General features: G+C 69.6%; 19 protein-coding genes and 1 pseudogene. 5 read left to right on the top strand and 15 right to left on the bottom strand.

The window, feature by feature from the left end; all coding sequences use genetic code 11:
• Positions 1-30: 30 nt before the first annotated feature.
• Positions 31-579: a TetR/AcrR family transcriptional regulator gene (locus ABZW60_RS30485; RefSeq protein WP_355482609.1), complete on the top strand. Its 549-nt coding sequence runs from the start codon at positions 31-33 to the stop codon at positions 577-579.
• The gene (locus ABZW60_RS30480) at positions 576-1,544 is read left to right on the top strand and encodes a hypothetical protein (protein WP_355482608.1); all 969 of its coding nucleotides are present in this window, start codon (positions 576-578) and stop codon (positions 1,542-1,544) included. Before ABZW60_RS30485 ends, ABZW60_RS30480 begins: the two co-directional genes overlap by 4 nt.
• Here the strand turns inward: ABZW60_RS30480 and ABZW60_RS30475 are convergent.
• Together ABZW60_RS30475 and ABZW60_RS30470 are read right to left on the bottom strand one after the other, a co-directional pair.
• A complete protein-coding gene (locus ABZW60_RS30475) occupies positions 1,541-3,301 on the bottom strand; it encodes a hypothetical protein (protein ID WP_355482606.1) in 1,761 nt (586 codons plus the stop codon). The genes ABZW60_RS30480 and ABZW60_RS30475 overlap by 4 nt on opposite strands.
• Positions 3,302-3,316: 15 nt before the next feature.
• Positions 3,317-4,999 (bottom strand): ATP-binding cassette domain-containing protein, encoded by a 1,683-nt coding sequence (locus ABZW60_RS30470; RefSeq protein WP_355482605.1) that lies wholly within the window; start codon positions 4,997-4,999, stop codon positions 3,317-3,319.
• A gap of 132 nt (positions 5,000-5,131) precedes the next feature.
• Here ABZW60_RS30470 and ABZW60_RS30465 point away from each other — a divergent pair, with 132 nt between their 5' ends.
• Both ABZW60_RS30465 and ABZW60_RS30460 read left to right on the top strand, forming a co-directional pair.
• Positions 5,132-5,341 carry a hypothetical protein gene (locus tag ABZW60_RS30465; protein WP_355482603.1) on the top strand — a complete coding sequence of 70 codons (210 nt, stop codon included), beginning with the start codon at positions 5,132-5,134 and terminating at the stop codon, positions 5,339-5,341.
• Complete coding sequence (locus ABZW60_RS30460; protein ID WP_355482601.1) at positions 5,338-6,495, top strand: hypothetical protein; 1,158 nt, start codon at positions 5,338-5,340, stop codon at positions 6,493-6,495. The genes ABZW60_RS30465 and ABZW60_RS30460 overlap by 4 nt, the downstream gene beginning before the upstream one ends.
• Before the next feature lies 1 nt (position 6,496).
• On the opposite strand, the gene ABZW60_RS30455 is transcribed toward ABZW60_RS30460, so the two are convergent.
• The 12 genes and pseudogenes from ABZW60_RS30455 to ABZW60_RS30400 all read right to left on the bottom strand — a co-directional run bounded on the left by ABZW60_RS30455 (position 6,497) and on the right by ABZW60_RS30400 (position 13,603).
• Positions 6,497-7,258: a hypothetical protein gene (locus tag ABZW60_RS30455; RefSeq protein WP_355482599.1), complete on the bottom strand. Its 762-nt coding sequence runs from the start codon at positions 7,256-7,258 to the stop codon at positions 6,497-6,499.
• Entirely contained in the window at positions 7,251-7,784 is a 534-nt protein-coding gene (locus tag ABZW60_RS30450) for a SigE family RNA polymerase sigma factor (RefSeq protein WP_355482597.1), read from the bottom strand. Before ABZW60_RS30450 ends, ABZW60_RS30455 begins: the two co-directional genes overlap by 8 nt.
• A 17-nt stretch (positions 7,785-7,801) precedes the next feature.
• Positions 7,802-8,416, bottom strand: a complete 615-nt coding sequence (locus ABZW60_RS30445) for a methyltransferase (RefSeq protein ID WP_355482595.1) — start codon at positions 8,414-8,416, stop codon at positions 7,802-7,804.
• A complete protein-coding gene (gene truA / locus ABZW60_RS30440) occupies positions 8,409-9,221 on the bottom strand; it encodes a tRNA pseudouridine(38-40) synthase TruA (RefSeq protein WP_355483011.1) in 813 nt (270 codons plus the stop codon). The genes ABZW60_RS30445 and truA overlap by 8 nt, the downstream gene beginning before the upstream one ends.
• An 82-nt stretch (positions 9,222-9,303) precedes the next feature.
• Positions 9,304-9,990, bottom strand: a complete 687-nt coding sequence (rplQ, locus tag ABZW60_RS30435) for a 50S ribosomal protein L17 (RefSeq protein WP_355482593.1) — start codon at positions 9,988-9,990, stop codon at positions 9,304-9,306.
• 68 nt (positions 9,991-10,058) lie between these two features.
• A pseudogene (locus ABZW60_RS30430) lies at positions 10,059-11,087 on the bottom strand (DNA-directed RNA polymerase subunit alpha); the annotation flags it as partial.
• A gap of 100 nt (positions 11,088-11,187) precedes the next feature.
• On the bottom strand, positions 11,188-11,796 hold the full coding sequence (gene rpsD, locus ABZW60_RS30425; protein WP_355482591.1) for a 30S ribosomal protein S4: 609 nt from the start codon (positions 11,794-11,796) through the stop codon (positions 11,188-11,190).
• A gap of 25 nt (positions 11,797-11,821) precedes the next feature.
• Positions 11,822-12,229: a 30S ribosomal protein S11 gene (gene rpsK, locus ABZW60_RS30420; protein WP_131286332.1), complete on the bottom strand. Its 408-nt coding sequence runs from the start codon at positions 12,227-12,229 to the stop codon at positions 11,822-11,824.
• A 38-nt stretch (positions 12,230-12,267) separates the two neighbouring features.
• Positions 12,268-12,639 (bottom strand): 30S ribosomal protein S13, encoded by a 372-nt coding sequence (gene rpsM / locus ABZW60_RS30415; protein WP_141854777.1) that lies wholly within the window; start codon positions 12,637-12,639, stop codon positions 12,268-12,270.
• A gap of 179 nt (positions 12,640-12,818) precedes the next feature.
• Complete coding sequence (rpmJ, locus tag ABZW60_RS30410) at positions 12,819-12,932, bottom strand: 50S ribosomal protein L36 (RefSeq protein ID WP_008361054.1); 114 nt, start codon at positions 12,930-12,932, stop codon at positions 12,819-12,821.
• A 33-nt stretch (positions 12,933-12,965) separates the two neighbouring features.
• The gene (gene infA / locus ABZW60_RS30405) at positions 12,966-13,187 is read right to left on the bottom strand and encodes a translation initiation factor IF-1 (RefSeq protein ID WP_012923661.1); all 222 of its coding nucleotides are present in this window, start codon (positions 13,185-13,187) and stop codon (positions 12,966-12,968) included.
• Between the two features lie 92 nt (positions 13,188-13,279).
• On the bottom strand, positions 13,280-13,603 hold the full coding sequence (locus ABZW60_RS30400; protein WP_355482588.1) for a helix-turn-helix domain-containing protein: 324 nt from the start codon (positions 13,601-13,603) through the stop codon (positions 13,280-13,282).
• Positions 13,604-13,679: 76 nt separating this feature from the next.
• Here ABZW60_RS30400 and ABZW60_RS30395 point away from each other — a divergent pair, with 76 nt between their 5' ends.
• The gene (locus ABZW60_RS30395) at positions 13,680-14,531 is read left to right on the top strand and encodes an NAD(P)-binding domain-containing protein (RefSeq protein WP_355482586.1); all 852 of its coding nucleotides are present in this window, start codon (positions 13,680-13,682) and stop codon (positions 14,529-14,531) included.
• Here ABZW60_RS30395 and ABZW60_RS30390 read toward each other — a convergent pair.
• Positions 14,518-15,312, bottom strand: coding sequence for a hypothetical protein (locus ABZW60_RS30390; RefSeq protein ID WP_355482584.1), 795 nt, complete (start codon positions 15,310-15,312; stop codon positions 14,518-14,520). The two genes, ABZW60_RS30395 and ABZW60_RS30390, sit on opposite strands and share 14 nt — an antisense overlap.
• Positions 15,313-15,319: the final 7 nt, after the last annotated feature.

Below are 15,319 nucleotides of genomic sequence, written 5' to 3'. Positions count from 1 at the left end.
CTAGGCTGAGGGCGACGGAGGGGAGCTGGGGTGCGAGCAGACGCACGGGACAACCGGGCCAGGATCATGACGGCCGCCGACGACGTCTTCGGGCGGTCGCCGGGGGCGTCCACCGACGACGTGGCCAAGCTGGCCGGGGTCGGGATCGCCACCGTTTTCCGGCACTTCGCGACCAAGACCGAGCTGCTCGAGGCGGTCCTGACGCTGCGCCTGGAGCGGATCCGGGACCGGGCGCTGGAGCTGACCGGCAGCGACGACCCGGGGACGGCGTTCTTCGAGTTCTTCAGCCAGGTGGTGGCCGAGTCCGAGTCGAAGCTGGCGATCGCCGAGGCGCTGACCGCCGCGGGCGCGGCCGCCGGGGAAGACGCGCAGGAGGCCGGCCGCGGGATGCGGGCGGCGTTCAGCGGGTTGCTGACCGCGGCCCAGAAGGCCGGTGCGGTCCGGACCGACGCCGACATGCCCGAGGTGTACGCGCTGCTCATCGGGGCGTCCCGCGGCGCGACCGCGGCCAAGCTCGATCCGGAGACCCGCGACCGGATGCTGGCGCTGATCTACGACGGCCTGAAGCCGCGCCCGTGAAGCGCGTCCTGAAGATCGTCGTCGTCCTAGTCCTGCTCGTGATCGTCCCGCTCGGGGCCTACGCGGTCTCGTTGCGGGTGCAGTTCACCGGCGATCCGTCGGCACGGACCCGCAACCAGGACGCGTTGTGGCTCGGTCACGCCTGGGTCGACGGCCGGAAGACCGCCGCCGACGTGACCGCACTGGCGCAGCGGTTGCAGGGCACCGGCATCCGCGACCTGTACGTGCACACCGGCCCGCTGGAACACGACGGCTCGTTGCCGTTGGCAAAGGTTTCGCCGAAGGCGCGCTGGTTCGTCGACGCGATCCGGGCCGCGGCCCCCGGCGTCCGGGTGCAGGCCTGGCTCGGCGACGTCGTCCAGCCGGGTAAGGACCCGGGTATGAACCTCGACGACGCGGCGGTCCGCCGTCGGGTCGTGGAGTCGGCGTCCGCCGTTCTGCAGCAGGGTTTCCAGGGCATCCACTACGACTTCGAGCCGGTGCGGTCCGGTTCCAAGGGGTATCTCGCCGTCCTGGACGAGACCCGCGCGCTCGGTACGACGTTGTCGGTCGCGGCGGCGCAGATCGACCCGCTGTGGTACCTGCACGCGATCCCGATCGACAAGTGGTGGTCGCAGGACTACTTCCGCCAGGTGGCCGAGCGCGTCAACCAGATCGCTGTCATGTCGTACGACACGGCACTGCCACTGGAGTCCCTGTACGGCGGGTACGTCGCCAAGCAGACCAAGCTGGCGCTGGAGGTCACTCCACCGGGCACAGACCTGCTCATGGGCCTCCCGGCGTACTGGGAGAACAACGCCGCGCACTGGGGCAACGCTGAGACCGTCAGCGCTGCGGTCCGCGGTGCACGCCTCGGTCTGGGCGACTCGTCCCGCCAGAACTTCGGCCTGGCCCTGTACGTCGACTTCGCGGCAACTGACGAGCATTGGGCGGCGTACCGCGACGGCTGGTGCGTGGCGCCCTAGAAAGGGTTCCAGCGGGTCAGGGCGAGGATGAGCACGCAGATCGCGACGTAGACCGCGTTGATCAGCAGCACCGGCGAGAGCCGACGGGTGACGGGCTCTTCCGGCAGGCCGGTGCGGGAGCGCAGCCGGAGCGTCTCGAACACAGCGGCGACCTGGGTCAGGTCCTTGTCCGCGATACCGCCGACGACGTGCCAGTCGTCCCCTGCCTCGAGACTCACTGCCTCGTCCTCGACCTCGACCGACTCCACGGACCGCCAGGACAGGCGCTGGTCTGTCCACCCGGTGCGGATCCACAGGTCGGTCGCGGTGGCAGTCACCCGGAACAGCGCCCGCGAGCCGAGCGAATGGACCAGCTGCGCGCCGGCGAGAGTCGCCATGAACGCGGCGAACCACTGCCCCCAGTTCGCGAACGCCCCGACGGCGAGCGGCGCCGCCAGTAGTACGGCGATGAGCCCCGGCAGACTCCACCACGCCCTCGCGCGCAGCGGGACCTCCCACGGCAATGTCGGCACCACTCGCGCCGGCTCGATGGCCGCGGCAGCCGGTGCGTCGTCCTGCGGCTCGATGTCCACCGGCAGGCTGCCGACGGTCTCCCCGCGCCACGGCAGCTTCCTTGGCGCCCGGAACGGGCTGACCGGCCGGAGCACCTGACCACCGAGCAGCAGTGTCGGCCAGCTGCCCTCGACCAGGTCACCGACGAGCAGTGCGTGGCCGCGATACCGCTGGAGCGTCTCCGCCCACTCACGCTTCAGCTTGGCCGGCGCGTCGGCCTGCTCTTCCTCGTCGAGCGCGCTGAAGGCCTCGAGCAGCCGTAGGTCGCTCTCGTCGTCATCCAGTTCGGAGTCCAGGAAGCCCAGCAGGACCGTGCCGTCCGCCGACCGGACCGCGAAGGCGGCAGAGACGTGCGGATCGATCCGGACCAGCAAGCCCTGACCGCTCCACGACCTCCGCGGACGGGCCCTGCGGAGCCGGAGATCACGCAGTACGAACAGGAAGGCCAGCACCCCGGCCCCACCGGCCACCGTGTACCAGAACGTGTTGTCGGCCGGCTCGGCGCGCAACCGGACCCAGTCCCGGTCGGCAGGGTCGACGAGGACCGGCACCTGCGCGCCGGTGTCGTAGTCGTCCAGCACGGACACAGTGCGGCTACTACCGTCGGGCAGCTGAAGAACAAGCTCGCCGTCGGCGTTCGTGGCCTTGGCGACTGCGGTCTGCTCGACGGCACGGCGTATGTGCGTCTCCTCGCGCTGGTCCATCCAGCGCAGCAGACCGAGCGCAGCGGCACCGACCAGCAGCAGGGCGGCTGCCACGAGGAGCCTGCCACTGATGCCGGTCCGGGCGGCCGGCGGAACCTGGACCGGCTGTCGCGGCATCCGCGCGGACAAGGAGCGTTGGCTGCGTCGGCTGACGAAGATCCAGAGCAGCAGCGCGGCGCACAGCACGCCGTACACGGACCAGCCGACGCGTGCGCTGCCGACGTCGTCGTACCGGAGGTCGAGGACCATGAACAGCACACCTGCCAGCGCTGCGACGATCGGCTGCCACCACAGGAGCACCAGCGACGCGAAGCAGGCGATGACGCCGAACGAGAACGTCAGATCCGGGCCGCACACCGAGGGGTCCTCGGCCGAGCAGCGACCGGTGTCACCGATGAACGACGCCGTGATCGCGCCGAGCCAGACCACCGGCAGCAGCCACCGGTAGGTCCAGCTCGGCACCACTGTGCCCGCCCAGCGAGCGGCCGCATCGCCTGTCACGGGAGAACTGTAAGGTCAGCGGGCCCGCTCGACGCGTCCTTCGTCCCAGACCGGCTCGTCGGGCTCGTAGACCGAGCCGTCCGCGCCGAACACCAGGAACCGGTCGAAGCCCCGCGCGAACCAGCGGTCGTGGGTCACCGCGAGGACCGTGCCGTCGAAGGAGTCCAGCCCCTCCTCCAGCGCCTCGGCCGACTCGACGTCGAGGTTGTCGGTGGGCTCGTCGAGCAGCAGCAGCGTCGCACCGGACAGCTCCAGCAGGAGGATCTGGAAACGGGCCTGCTGACCGCCGGACAGGCTGTCGAAGGTCTGCTCGGCCGCGTGCGCCAGCTCGTACCGGTCCAGCTTGCGTGACGCCAACTCGCGGCCCATGCCGTCGCGGTGGTCGTCGCCGCGGTGCAGGATCTCCAGCAGCGTCCGGCCGACCAGCTCCGGGTGCTCGTGCGTCTGCGCGAACCAGCCGGGCCGCACCCGCGCACCGAGCTTGGCGTTGCCGGTGTGCGCCACGGACGCGATCTTCACGTCGCCGACGGGCTGGTGCTCCACGTCCGGATCCGAGCCGCCGTTCGCGAGCAGCCGCAGGAAGTGCGACTTGCCGGACCCGTTAGACCCCAGCACGGCGACGCGTTCGCCGTACCAGACCTCCAGGTCGAAGGGCTTCATCAAGCCGGTCAGCTCGAGCTGTGTGCACACCACGGCCCGCTTGCCGGTGCGGCCACCGGTCAGACGCATGCTGACCTTCTGCTCGCGCGGCAGGGCCTGCGGCGGGCCGGCCTCCTCGAACTTGCGCAGCCGGGTCTGCGCGGCGCGGTAGCGCGACGCCATGTCGGAGTTGTACGCAGCCTTCTGCTTGTACATCAGCATCTGCGCGCGCAGCTTGGCGTGCTCCTCGTCCCAGCGCTTGCGCAGCTCCTCGAAACGCTCGAACCGGTGCTGCCGGGCCTCGTGGTACGTCGCGAAGCCGCCGCCGTGCGTCCACGCGGTGTTCCCCGCGGCGCCGAGCTCCACGGTGACGATCCGGGTGGCGGTGTTGGCCAGCAGCTCCCGGTCGTGGCTGATGTACAGCACGGTCTTGTCGGAGGCGCGCAGCTGGTCCTCCAGCCACCGCTTCCCCGGTACGTCGAGGTAGTTGTCCGGCTCGTCCAGCATCAGGACCTCGTCCGGGCCGCGCAGCAGCGCCTCCAGCACAAGCCGCTTCTGCTCACCGCCGGACAGCGTCTTCACCTCACGCCAGCGACAGCGGTCGAACGGCACGCCGAGCGCGGCCGTCGTACACACGTCCCAGAGGACCTCGGCGTCGTACCCACCGACCTCGCCCCAGTCCGCGACGGCCTGTGCGTACCGCAGCTGGGTCTTCTCGTCGTCGGCCTCCATCATCGCCAGCTCGGCCTTGTCCAGCTTGGCCGCGGCCTGCCGGATCGCCTCCGGCGCGACCCCGAGCAGCAGGTCCCGCACGGTCGACTCGTCCCGCACCGAGCCCACGAACTGCCGCATCACGCCCAGCCCGCCGGACCGGGAGATGCTGCCGCTGTGCGGCTTGAGGTCGCCGGCGATGATCCTGGTCAGCGTGGTCTTCCCGGAGCCGTTCGCCCCGACCAGCGCCACCTTCGCCCCGTCACCGACCCGGAACGTGACGTCGTCCAGCAACACCCGCCCGTCCGGCAGCTCGTACCCCACCCCGGCGACATCCACGTGACCCATTCCCCCAGTCTGACGGCCCGCCCCCGGTCCGGGCGAACCGTTATCGTGACCGCGAGCCGCGCCACCTGACGGGACGGGCGACCCTCTGGCCGGGAATGATCGGCAGGGTCCTGAGGTGAGGGAAAGGTGCGGATGGACGCGTATCGCGAGGCGCAGCGGCTGTACGGCGAGGCGATGATGTCGGCTGCCTCCGGGCAGGACCGGATCACCGAGCTGGAGCAGGCACTGCAGCGCATCGGGCAACTGGTGCCGCAGGCCACGCCCGACCAGCGGGCCGCCGTCCTGCTGATGAACAGCTCGATCGCCGAGCAGATCGCGGCCCTGTCGGAGGACAGCCGGTGATCGAGCGCGGTCCCGAGATCCTGCCCGGCACCTGGGAGTACGAATGGGTGTCGGCGATCGTCGCCAAGGCCGCCGAGTACGCCGGCCGGGACTCGCACTGGAACGGGAAGCTGTACGAGCAGCCCGGTGACACCAGTGGGATCTGCCACACCGACGGCAGTATGACGATCAGCCGGACCCACGTGCTGGAACCGGCCCGGGCGGTCTACGCGGCGGAGCGCGCACCGGCCCGTGACGAGCTGTGGGCGGCGTCGAGCGCGACCCAGATGGCGGTGTTCCAGGCCCGGCTCTCGCTGTCGGAGTTCGGCGACGACACGGCGCCCGGCGCGACACCGAACGGATCGTGGGAGGACCTGGCGCTCGAGCGGGGCCTGGCCGACCGGTTCACCCAGGAGTACGTCGGCCGGATCGCGGAAGACCTGACCGAGCACTCGTTGCCGCACGGCCACATGCCCGCGTTTCCGGCGTACACGGCGGCCACCGACCGGCTGCTCTACCCGCTGGCAGGCGCCGCCGGCACGGGTGTGAACCAGCTGCGCGACCTGATCGAGCGCACCGAGCGGCCACAGCGCTTCAACGCGATCGCGGACCGGGCTCTCGACCACCAGGTGGGTGACCTCGTCCCGGACGCACACCGTGCGCAGCTGCGCGAGCACCTGACCGGACCGCTACGCCGCGGGCTCGGCGGCCTGGCGATGACGGAGTACAGCCGGCTCACGGATCCGGGCCTGAAGCAGCGCTGGGGCGACAGGTCGGCGGAATGGACCGCGCTGGAGTTCGAGACGAACCTGGACACCATCAAGGACCACTACGAGTCCTGGAACGCGGAGCACCCGGGGGTAGAACCGCCGGAGCTGCCGGACTCGGCGCTGGAGGCGTTCAGGGACCGTGAGGAGGAGGTCCGGCAGATCTGGGCCGACGCCGGCTGGCCGGCGCAGCAGCCGGTCGCGGGACGCGAGCAGGCGTACCACGAGCAGCTGCCCGAACAGCTGTACCCGGACGCACGCGAGCAGGAGATCGCCAAGCTGCAGCAGTTCCTGTGGTCGCACACGGCGCCAAGCCGGCACACCGGCCCCCCGGCAGAGCCCGGCGGCCGTCCGGACAACGTGCGGTCCATCCGGTCGGCCAAGAAGCCGGACCGCGGCGTCGAGTGAGCTACCAGTCCTTCAGCGCGCTCAAGTAGGTGCCGCCGGACGGCCGGACCTGGTCCTTCATGAACAGCTTCAGCGGTGCCGAGTACAGGCCGTAGGTGTGCGTTCCGGTGAAGAAGCCGGCGTCCGTGCAGCCGTCGTACACCACCCAGATCTCCTTTACGCCCGCTGCGGTGGTGAAGCGCAGCACGATCGCCTCGGACGGCTTGCTGACCTGCGGCGCGCACTTGAACACCGGTAGGTCGGGGTTCCGCTCCGGGAGGACCTTGATCGCGTCGACGACCTGCTGAGCGACCGCGGCGTCGAACTCCATCTGTCCGAGCAGCCCGCCCTGGCCGGTGCTGTAGCGGCATGCGTGCAGGCCGGTCACCGGGGTGTTCAGGTCGAGTCCGATGCTCGCCGGTACGTCGCTGGGCGCTGCGGCCTGCTGGATCGGGTGCTGGGCCGGGCAGGTGGTGTTCTCCGCCGCGTTCGGCCGGATGCCCTGTGAGGGCTGCTCCGGTGCGGCAGCCTTGCCTTCGCCGGCTGAATCGCTGCTGCTCGTGGCGACCGGCGAGTCGTTGCCGATCACGTTCCAGACGCCGCCGACTGCCGCGGCCACCAGCACCGCCGCGGCCGCCACCGACCACGCCTGACGGCGGCGGTGCACCCGTCGACGCGCCTCTCGCGCCAGACCTGTCGTCTGCATCCCCTGCGTATCTGCATGCCCCTGCAGGGCCGAGGTGATCTTGGCGCCGAGCTCCTGCTCGGGGTCGTGCTCAGGCATTCTCGGCTCCTTCCGTCCCTCGTTCGCTGCTCAATGTGGTCTTCAGTGCTGCCAGTGCGCGGTGCACGTGCGAGCGGGCGGTCGCCTCCGCGCAATGCAGCAGCTGGGCGATCTCGGCGTACGACAGCTCCTCGTAGAAGCGCAGGACGACGGCTGCCCGCTGCTTGTAGGGCAGCGTCGCGCACAACGCCCAGATGGCATCCGCCTCGGCGCGGGCCGCCGTACCGTCCGCGACGGCTCGTGCGGTGCGGACCGGGTCGTCCACCGGCGCCTCACGCCGGCGGAACCTCCGCCACCAGGAGATGTGCGCGTTCACCACCATGCGCTTGACGTACGCCTCGGGGTCGTCGGCGCGGCTCACCCGGCCCCACCGCGCACAGGCCGTGGTCAGAGCGTCCTGGACGGCGTCCTCGGCCAGGTTGGCGTCACCGGTGAGGACGTAGGCGAAGCGCAGCAGGGCATCGGCCTTCTCGGTGACCCATGCCTCGAAATCGATCGGCTCCGTCCGCACCTCCGCTGCCGCCAAGACTGCCTCCATACCCCTCAGGACGCGGACGGACCCGCGTTCGTTGCACGCAGTACCCGGAAGCCCTTCGCGCTGGCGATCCGCTCGCAGGGGTAGCCCTGGTCGGTCATCCAGCGCTGGAGCGAGTCGCCGCCCAGGTTCTTTCCGACGACGAACCATCCCACGCCACCGGGAGCAAGCCGGCCCAGCCAGCGCAGCAGCATCTTGTGCAGCTCGGGTTTGCCGATGTGGATCGCCGGGTTCGACCAGATCTGGTCGAACCGCACATCCTCGGGGACGTCGTCCGGCTGTGCGGCACGGACCCGGTCCGCGACGCCCGCCGCCTTCGCGTTCAGCTCGGTGAGCTCCAGCGCCCGGTTGTTCACATCGACCGCCCACACGGTCGCCTCCGGCGCTTCCACCGCCAGCGCGCAGGCGATCGGCCCGTAGCCGGCCCCCAGGTCGAGGAACGTTCCCGCGCCGGCCGGCGGCTCCACTGAGCGCAGCAGAACCGACGTACCGATGTCCAGGCGGTCCCGGGAGAACACCCCGGTCGCCGTGGTGAAGACGTACGGCCGTCCCCAGATCTGGGCCTCGACGGTCCGCCGGACGTCCGCCGACTGCGGATCCGCCGAGAAGAAGTGGTCACCCACGCTGATGCACCTCTCCCCTGACCTGACGGGCCTGCAACGCCCGCGCGGCCAGCTCGTCGTCCGCCGGGTAGCGCACTTCCTCCAGTGTCAGCCCGTGCGCCGGCAGGACCGACACAGCGGAGTCCCGCACCTTGCCTGCCAGCACTGCGGCGGGCCACGAGACGTCCCGGCGTCCGTCGCCCACGGGGATCATTGAGCCGACCAGGGCACGCACCATCGAGTGGCAGAACGCGTCTGCGATCACTGTGCCCTCCAGCTGCCCTACGCCCGTCCGCTGCCACGAGAACTCCAGCAGAGCCCGCACAGTGCTGGCACCCTCCCGCTTCTTGCAGAACGCCGCGAAGTCGTGCTCTCCGAGCAGACCGGCCGCTGCTGCGTTCATACGGTCCACATCCAGCGGGCGGCCCACCCGCAGTACATGTCCCCGGGTAAGCGGGTCCCAACCGGCCGGGTCGTCGCACAGCCGGTACACGTACCGCCGCGCCAGGGCGGAGAACCGGGCGTCAAAGCCCTCTGGAGCCGCCGTGACGGCCGTGACAGCCACATCCGCGGGCAGGACGCCGTTCAGCCCCCTGAGCAGCCTCAGCGGGTCCACAGCGCCGTACACGTCCACATGGGTGACCTGTCCGCGGGCATGCACGCCCGTGTCCGTCCGGCCCGCACAGGTCACGGTCACCGGCTCCGGCAGCCGCAGTACGACGCGGACCGCCTGCTCGAGCTCACCCTGCACAGTGCGGAGACCCTCCTGACGGGCCCACCCGTGGAAGGCCGCTCCGTCATACCTGAGGTCGATCCGCCAGCGCACAGTTCCGTCAACCACAGGGCAATCTAACGCAACAGGGCCCCCTCACCGTGCGGTGAGGGGGCCCTGCCCGAACTGCTGGGTGTTACTTGTCGTCCTCGGACTCGCCGGCCTTCGCGAAGCCCGCGGCCTCGGCGTCGGCCTCGGTCTTGAACCAGACCTCGGCGACCGTCTGGTCGTACCAGGGCGACTCGGTGGTGTGGTACTTCATCGAGTTCTCGTTGCCCTTGACGGTGAAGCCCTCGGGCGCGGAGCCGTCCTCGAGCGGGGCCGCGGAGTTGTCGAACTTGCCGGCGACGACGTCCTGGACCTTCTCGTCCTGGACGTCCTCGACCTTCTCCTCGGCCTGCGGGGCGGCCGCCTTCTTGGCCGGGGCCTTCTTGGCGGCGGTCTTCTTGGCCTTCGGGCTGTCGGCCAGGGCCTCGACCAGCTCGATCTTCGCCATCGGGGCGTTGTCGCCCTTGCGCGGGCCGAGCTTGGTGATCCGGGTGTAGCCACCCGGACGGTCGGCGTACCGCTCGCCGATCTCGGTGAAGAGCACGTGCACGACGCTCTTGTCCTTGATCCGCTTCATCACCTGGCGGCGCGAGTTCAGGTCACCACGCTTCGCCTTGGTGATCATCTGCTCCGCCAGCGGCTGCAGGCGCTTGGCCTTGGCCGCGGTGGTGGTGATGGCGCCGTGCTCGAACAGCGACGTCGCGAGGTTGCTGAGGATCAGCTTCTCGTGCGCCGGGCTGCCGCCCAGCCGGGCACCCTTGGTGGGGGTAGGCATCTCATAACTCCAGGAATCTCAGGCTCGTCGAGCCGTGGGGATACGGCCCGACGGGCCTCATGGTCAGCTCAGTACTGCTCGGTCTCGGCGAAGCTCTCGTCCTCGTCGTCCGCCTCGTTGCCGTAGGCACCGGACGCGGCGCGGAGGTCGAACCCGGGCGGGGAGTCCTTCAGCGACAGGCCCATCTCGGCCAGCTTCAGCTTGACCTCGTCGATGGACTTGGAGCCGAAGTTCCGGATGTCCAGCAGGTCCTGCTCGCTGCGCGAGATCAGCTCACCCACGGTGTGGATGCCCTCGCGCTTCAGGCAGTTGTACGACCGGACGGTCAGCTGCAGGTCCTCGACCGGCAGCGCCAGGTCGGCGGCCATCTGCTCGTCGACCGGCGACGGGCCGATGTCGATGCCCTCGGCCTCGACGTTCAGCTCGCGGGCCAGGCCGAACAGCTCGACCAGGGTCTTACCGGCCGACGCGACGGCGTCGCGGGGCAGCATCGACGGCTTGGTCTCGACGTCGACCACGAGGCGGTCGAAGTCGGTGCGCTGCTCGACACGGGTGGCCTCGACCTTGTAGGTGACCTTGAGCACCGGCGAGTAGATCGAGTCGACCGGCATCCGGCCGATCTCCGCGTCGGCGGACTTGTTCTGGACGGCCGACACGTAACCGCGGCCCCGCTCGACGACCAGCTCCATCTCGAGCCGGCCCTTCTCGTTCAGGGTGGCGATCTTCAGGTCCGGGTTGTGCACCTCGACACCGGCCGGCGGCGCGATGTCGGCGGCGGTGACGTCACCGGGGCCCTGCTTGCGCAGGTACATGGTGACCGGCTCGTCGTGCTCGGAGGAGACGACCAGGTCCTTCAGGTTCAGGATCAGCTGGGTGGCGTCTTCCTTGACCCCGGCAACGGTCGAGAACTCGTGCAGGACACCGTCGATCTTGATGCTGGTGACGGCCGCCCCCGGGATGGAGGACAGCAGGGTCCGGCGGATCGAGTTGCCGAGGGTGTAACCGAAGCCCGGCTCCAGCGGCTCGATCACGAACCGCGAGCGGTACTCGTCGACGACCTCTTCGGTCAGGGTGGGGCGCTGTGCGATAAGCAACTTCTTGTTCCTTCTCTGTCGCGACGACCACTATTTGAGGTCGCGAGGGGTGAAGAACACACCGATCCGGCCGGCAGCCCGGGGGCCACCGGCCGGAACCGGGTCAGTTCTTCGAGTAGAGCTCGACGATCAGGTGCTCGGCGACCTGGGTGTCGATCTGCTGCCGGGTCGGCAGCTGGTGGACGAGGATCCGCAGACGCTCCGGCATCACCTCGAGCCAGGCCGGGACGACGCGCTCGGAGTGCGTCTCCCGGGCGATGATGAACGGCGTCGTCTCGACCGACTTCGGCTTGACATCGATGATGTCGTGCGCCGAGACGCGGTACGACGGGATGTTCACCTTGATGCCGTTCACGGTGAAGTGACCGTGGACGACGAGCTGGCGGGCCTGGCGGCGGGTCCGGGCGAGACCGGAGCGGTACACCACGTTGTCCAGCCGGGACTCCAGGATCTGCAGCAGGTTGTCACCGGTCTTGCCGGAGCGCCGCGAGGCCTCCTCGTAGTACCGGCGGAACTGCTTCTCGAGAACGCCGTACGAGTAACGCGCCTTCTGCTTCTCGCGCAGCTGGAGCAGGTACTCGCTCTCCTTCGGGCGGCCGCGGCCGTGCATACCCGGCGGGTACGGACGACGCTCGAACGCCTTGTCGCCACCGACGAGGTCGACCCCGAGACGGCGCGACTTCTTGGTCATAGGTCCGGTGTAACGGGCCATGGTTCGCTACCTTCCTCTCTCTGGGTCAGACCCGGCGCCGCTTGGGCGGCCGGCAGCCGTTGTGGGCGACAGGGGTGACGTCCTGGATGGTGCCGACCTCGAGGCCGACCGCACCCAGCGAACGGATCGCGGTCTCACGGCCGGAGCCGGGACCCTTGACGAACACGTCGATCTTGCGCATGCCGTGCTCCATCGCCCGGCGCCCGGCGGCCTCGGCGGCCATCTGCGCGGCGAACGGGGTCGACTTGCGCGAACCCTTGAAGCCGACGGTGCCCGCGGAGGCCCACGAGATGACCGCGCCGGTCGGGTCGGTGATCGTCACGATCGTGTTGTTGAACGTGCTCTTGATGTGCGCGTGGCCGGCGGCCACGTTCTTCTTCTCCTTGCGGCGCACCTTCTTCGCGCCGGCCGCGGTGCGGCTCTTGGGAGGCATAGGTCAGTTGCTCCTGGGGTGGTCGACAGTCATCCGGGTCACTTCTTCTTCTTGCCGGCGATCGCCTTACGGCGACCCTTGCGGCTACGGGCGTTGGTCCGCGTGCGCTGACCGCGCACCGGAAGCCCGCTGCGGTGCCGGCGACCCTGGTACGACCCGATCTCGATCTTGCGGCGGATGTCCGCGGTCACCTCGCGACGGAGGTCACCTTCGATCTTGTAGTTGCCTTCGATCCAGTCCCGGAGCTTGACCAGCTCGTCGTCGCCCAGCTCGTGGACGCGCTTGTCCGGGGAGACCCCGGTGTTCTTCAGCGTTTCCTGGGCGCGCGTGCGGCCCACACCGAAGATGTACGTGAGGGCGACCTCGATGCGCTTGTCGCGCGGCAGGTCGACTCCTACGAGGCGTGCCATGTGGCGGTGTTCCTTTCGTCAGCAGAGGTGTGGTGGCGCGCTGCGTCCTTGCCCGCCTCGGTGAGTTGTGTGTTCACCGGCAAGGCCCCGGCCTCTGTTCCGGGGGCGACGTCCGGGACGGATCCCGGACGAGCATGCGCGCTGTGGTGCGAAAGTGCCGTGTTCCTGCGTTGGGCCGGTCAGCCCTGCCGCTGCTTGTGCCGCGGGTTCTCGCAGATCACCATGACCCGGCCGTGACGGCGGATCACCTTGCACTTGTCGCAGATCTTCTTGACGCTCGGATTGACCTTCATCGAGCTACTTTCTTCGACAGGTGTTGGTGGGTCTTACTTGTACCGATAGACGATGCGACCCCGGGTGAGGTCGTACGGCGACAGCTCCACGACGACCCGGTCCTCGGGGAGGATCCGGATGTAGTGCTGCCTCATCTTGCCGCTGATGTGCGCGAGCACCTTGTGCCCGTTGGACAGCTCAACACGGAACATCGCGTTCGGCAGGGCCTCGACGATGGTGCCCTCGAGTTCGATTACTCCCTCTTTTTTGGGCATGTCCTCGCACTTCTGTAGACGTGACTGGCTATGGCTACAAAGAGCCAAGGAAAAAGTGTACGCCACGCACGCGATGGAACCCAATTGAGCCCTCAGCGGGTACTCTCCAGCTCCGCCAGGTGCTCGGCACCCCAAGTATCCAGGGGTATCAAAGCCACGTTGAGTGACATCCCGAGTTCGGTGAGTGAGTACTCGACCTTCGGCGGCACCTGGTGGAAGACCTCGCGATGGACGATGTCCCGCGACTCCAGCTCCCGCAGCTGCTGGATCAGCATCTTCTCCGTGACGCCGGCGATCTCCCGGCGCAGCTCGCCGAAGCGCATCGGCCCGTGGTGCAGCGCCCAGAGGATGCGCGGCTTCCACTTCCCGCCGATCACGTCCGCCGCGGCGTCCAGGCCACAGGTGTACGGGCGCATACTTACCTTTCCGTCAGTACCTGACTATTTAGTCGGTACTTGTCCATCCTAAAGCTTCAGCTCCAGGGTGGACCGCATGAAGACACCTGTCACCGTCCTGGGGCTCGGCGCGATGGGAACCGCCCTCGCCCGGGCCTTCGTCGCCGCCGGCCACCCGACCACCGTCTGGAACCGCACGCCCGGTCGCTCCCCCGAACTCGAAGCCGTCCGCGCCACGACAGCGGCCGGGGCGATCGCAGCCGGCCCGCTGGTCGTCGTCTGCCTGCTGGTCGACGACACCGTCCGCAGCACGCTCGACGGCTTGGACCTGACCGGCAAGACGATCGTCAACCTCACCAACAGCACGCCTGACCAGGCCCGCGGCACCGCGGAGCGGCTCACGAGCGCGGGAGCGCAGTACGTCGACGGCGGCATCATGGCCGTGCCGGCGATGATCGGCGGACCCGCGGCCTTCATCTTCTACAGCGGCGCCGCGGACGCATTCGACACTCACCGCGCCGACCTGTCCGTGCTCGCACGCCCCGAGTACGTCGGTGCCGACCCCGGGCTGGCCGCGCTCTACGACATCGCGCTGCTGAGCGCGATGTACGGCATGTTCGGCGGCGCCCAGCACGCCCTCGCCCTGGCCGCCAGCGCAAAGGTCCCGGCCGGGCCCTTCACCGAGCGCTTCCTCGCCCCCTGGCTGACGGCCATGCTCACCAGCATCCCCCGCATCGCCAGGGATCTCGACAACGGTCCTGCGGAGACGGCCGGTTCGAACCTCTCGATGCAGGCAGCTGCCTACGAGAACCTGGTCACCACGGCAACAGCCCAAGGCATCGATCCACTACTGCTGACCCCGATGGGCGAGCTGCTCGACCGAGCCGTCGCAGCGGGGCACGGCAGCGAGGACCTGGCGGCGCTCGTCGGACTGCTCAGGGCTGGGTAGCCGCCCACTGTTCGCCCGCGCGCCAGACCTGTTCCGGCATCAGGTCCAGCAGGTCGCACGCCGCGTCCAGTTGCGCGAGGGCGGTGGTCGCGTCGCGGTACGCCGGAAGGATCGCGACGAACCGCCGGCCCTCGCAGCTGAACCCGAACGCCGGTACGTCGGCCAGCGCCTCGACGACCCGCGGATGCAGGACGGCCAGCGCGTGGTCCTCGCGCCCGTTGAACAAGCGGTACTGCCCCGGCAGGCCCTCGATCGTCAACGGCAGCGGCAGATAACTCGCCGCCGCGACCGGCGCCAGCCCCGCGGGCAGCACCTGCAGCGGCGGCAGCGGGCGGTCGACGTGCAGATCGAGGAAGTCGAAGCCGAGCTCACGGCGCCCGACCTTGTGCCGGAACCGCCCGGTCCAGAACTCCCGGCCGCGGTGCCGGCCCGACGTCACGTCGGCGACCTCGGCGTCCGGGTCCGCGTCGAACGGTGGGAACGGCCAACGATCCAGCAGCTCCGCCGCGGACGCGCTGACCCGCCAGCCGAGCTGCCCGGCGGCCTCCGCCCACGCCCGCTTGCGGCGGCCGTCGGCGATCCGCAGCGCCAGCGTGAACCCGATCAGCACCAGGAACCAGGCCAGCACCATCCACCCCACCCAGCGGGGCTCCAGCAGCAGCCCGGCGATCGCCAGCGGTACCGCCACGGCGAACCAGACCACGTAGACGATCGCGGCCCCCTGATGCAACTGCCAGGCCAGATCCGGCCGCAGACGCGGACCGGCGACGCGGCGGCTCACCGGGGCC

The organism is Kribbella sp. NPDC003557 (assembly GCF_040610805.1).
GTDB lineage: Bacteria > Actinomycetota > Actinomycetes > Propionibacteriales > Kribbellaceae > Kribbella.
The sequence above is the reverse complement of the archived record's forward strand: the minus strand, read 5'-3'. Positions and strand labels throughout refer to the sequence as shown.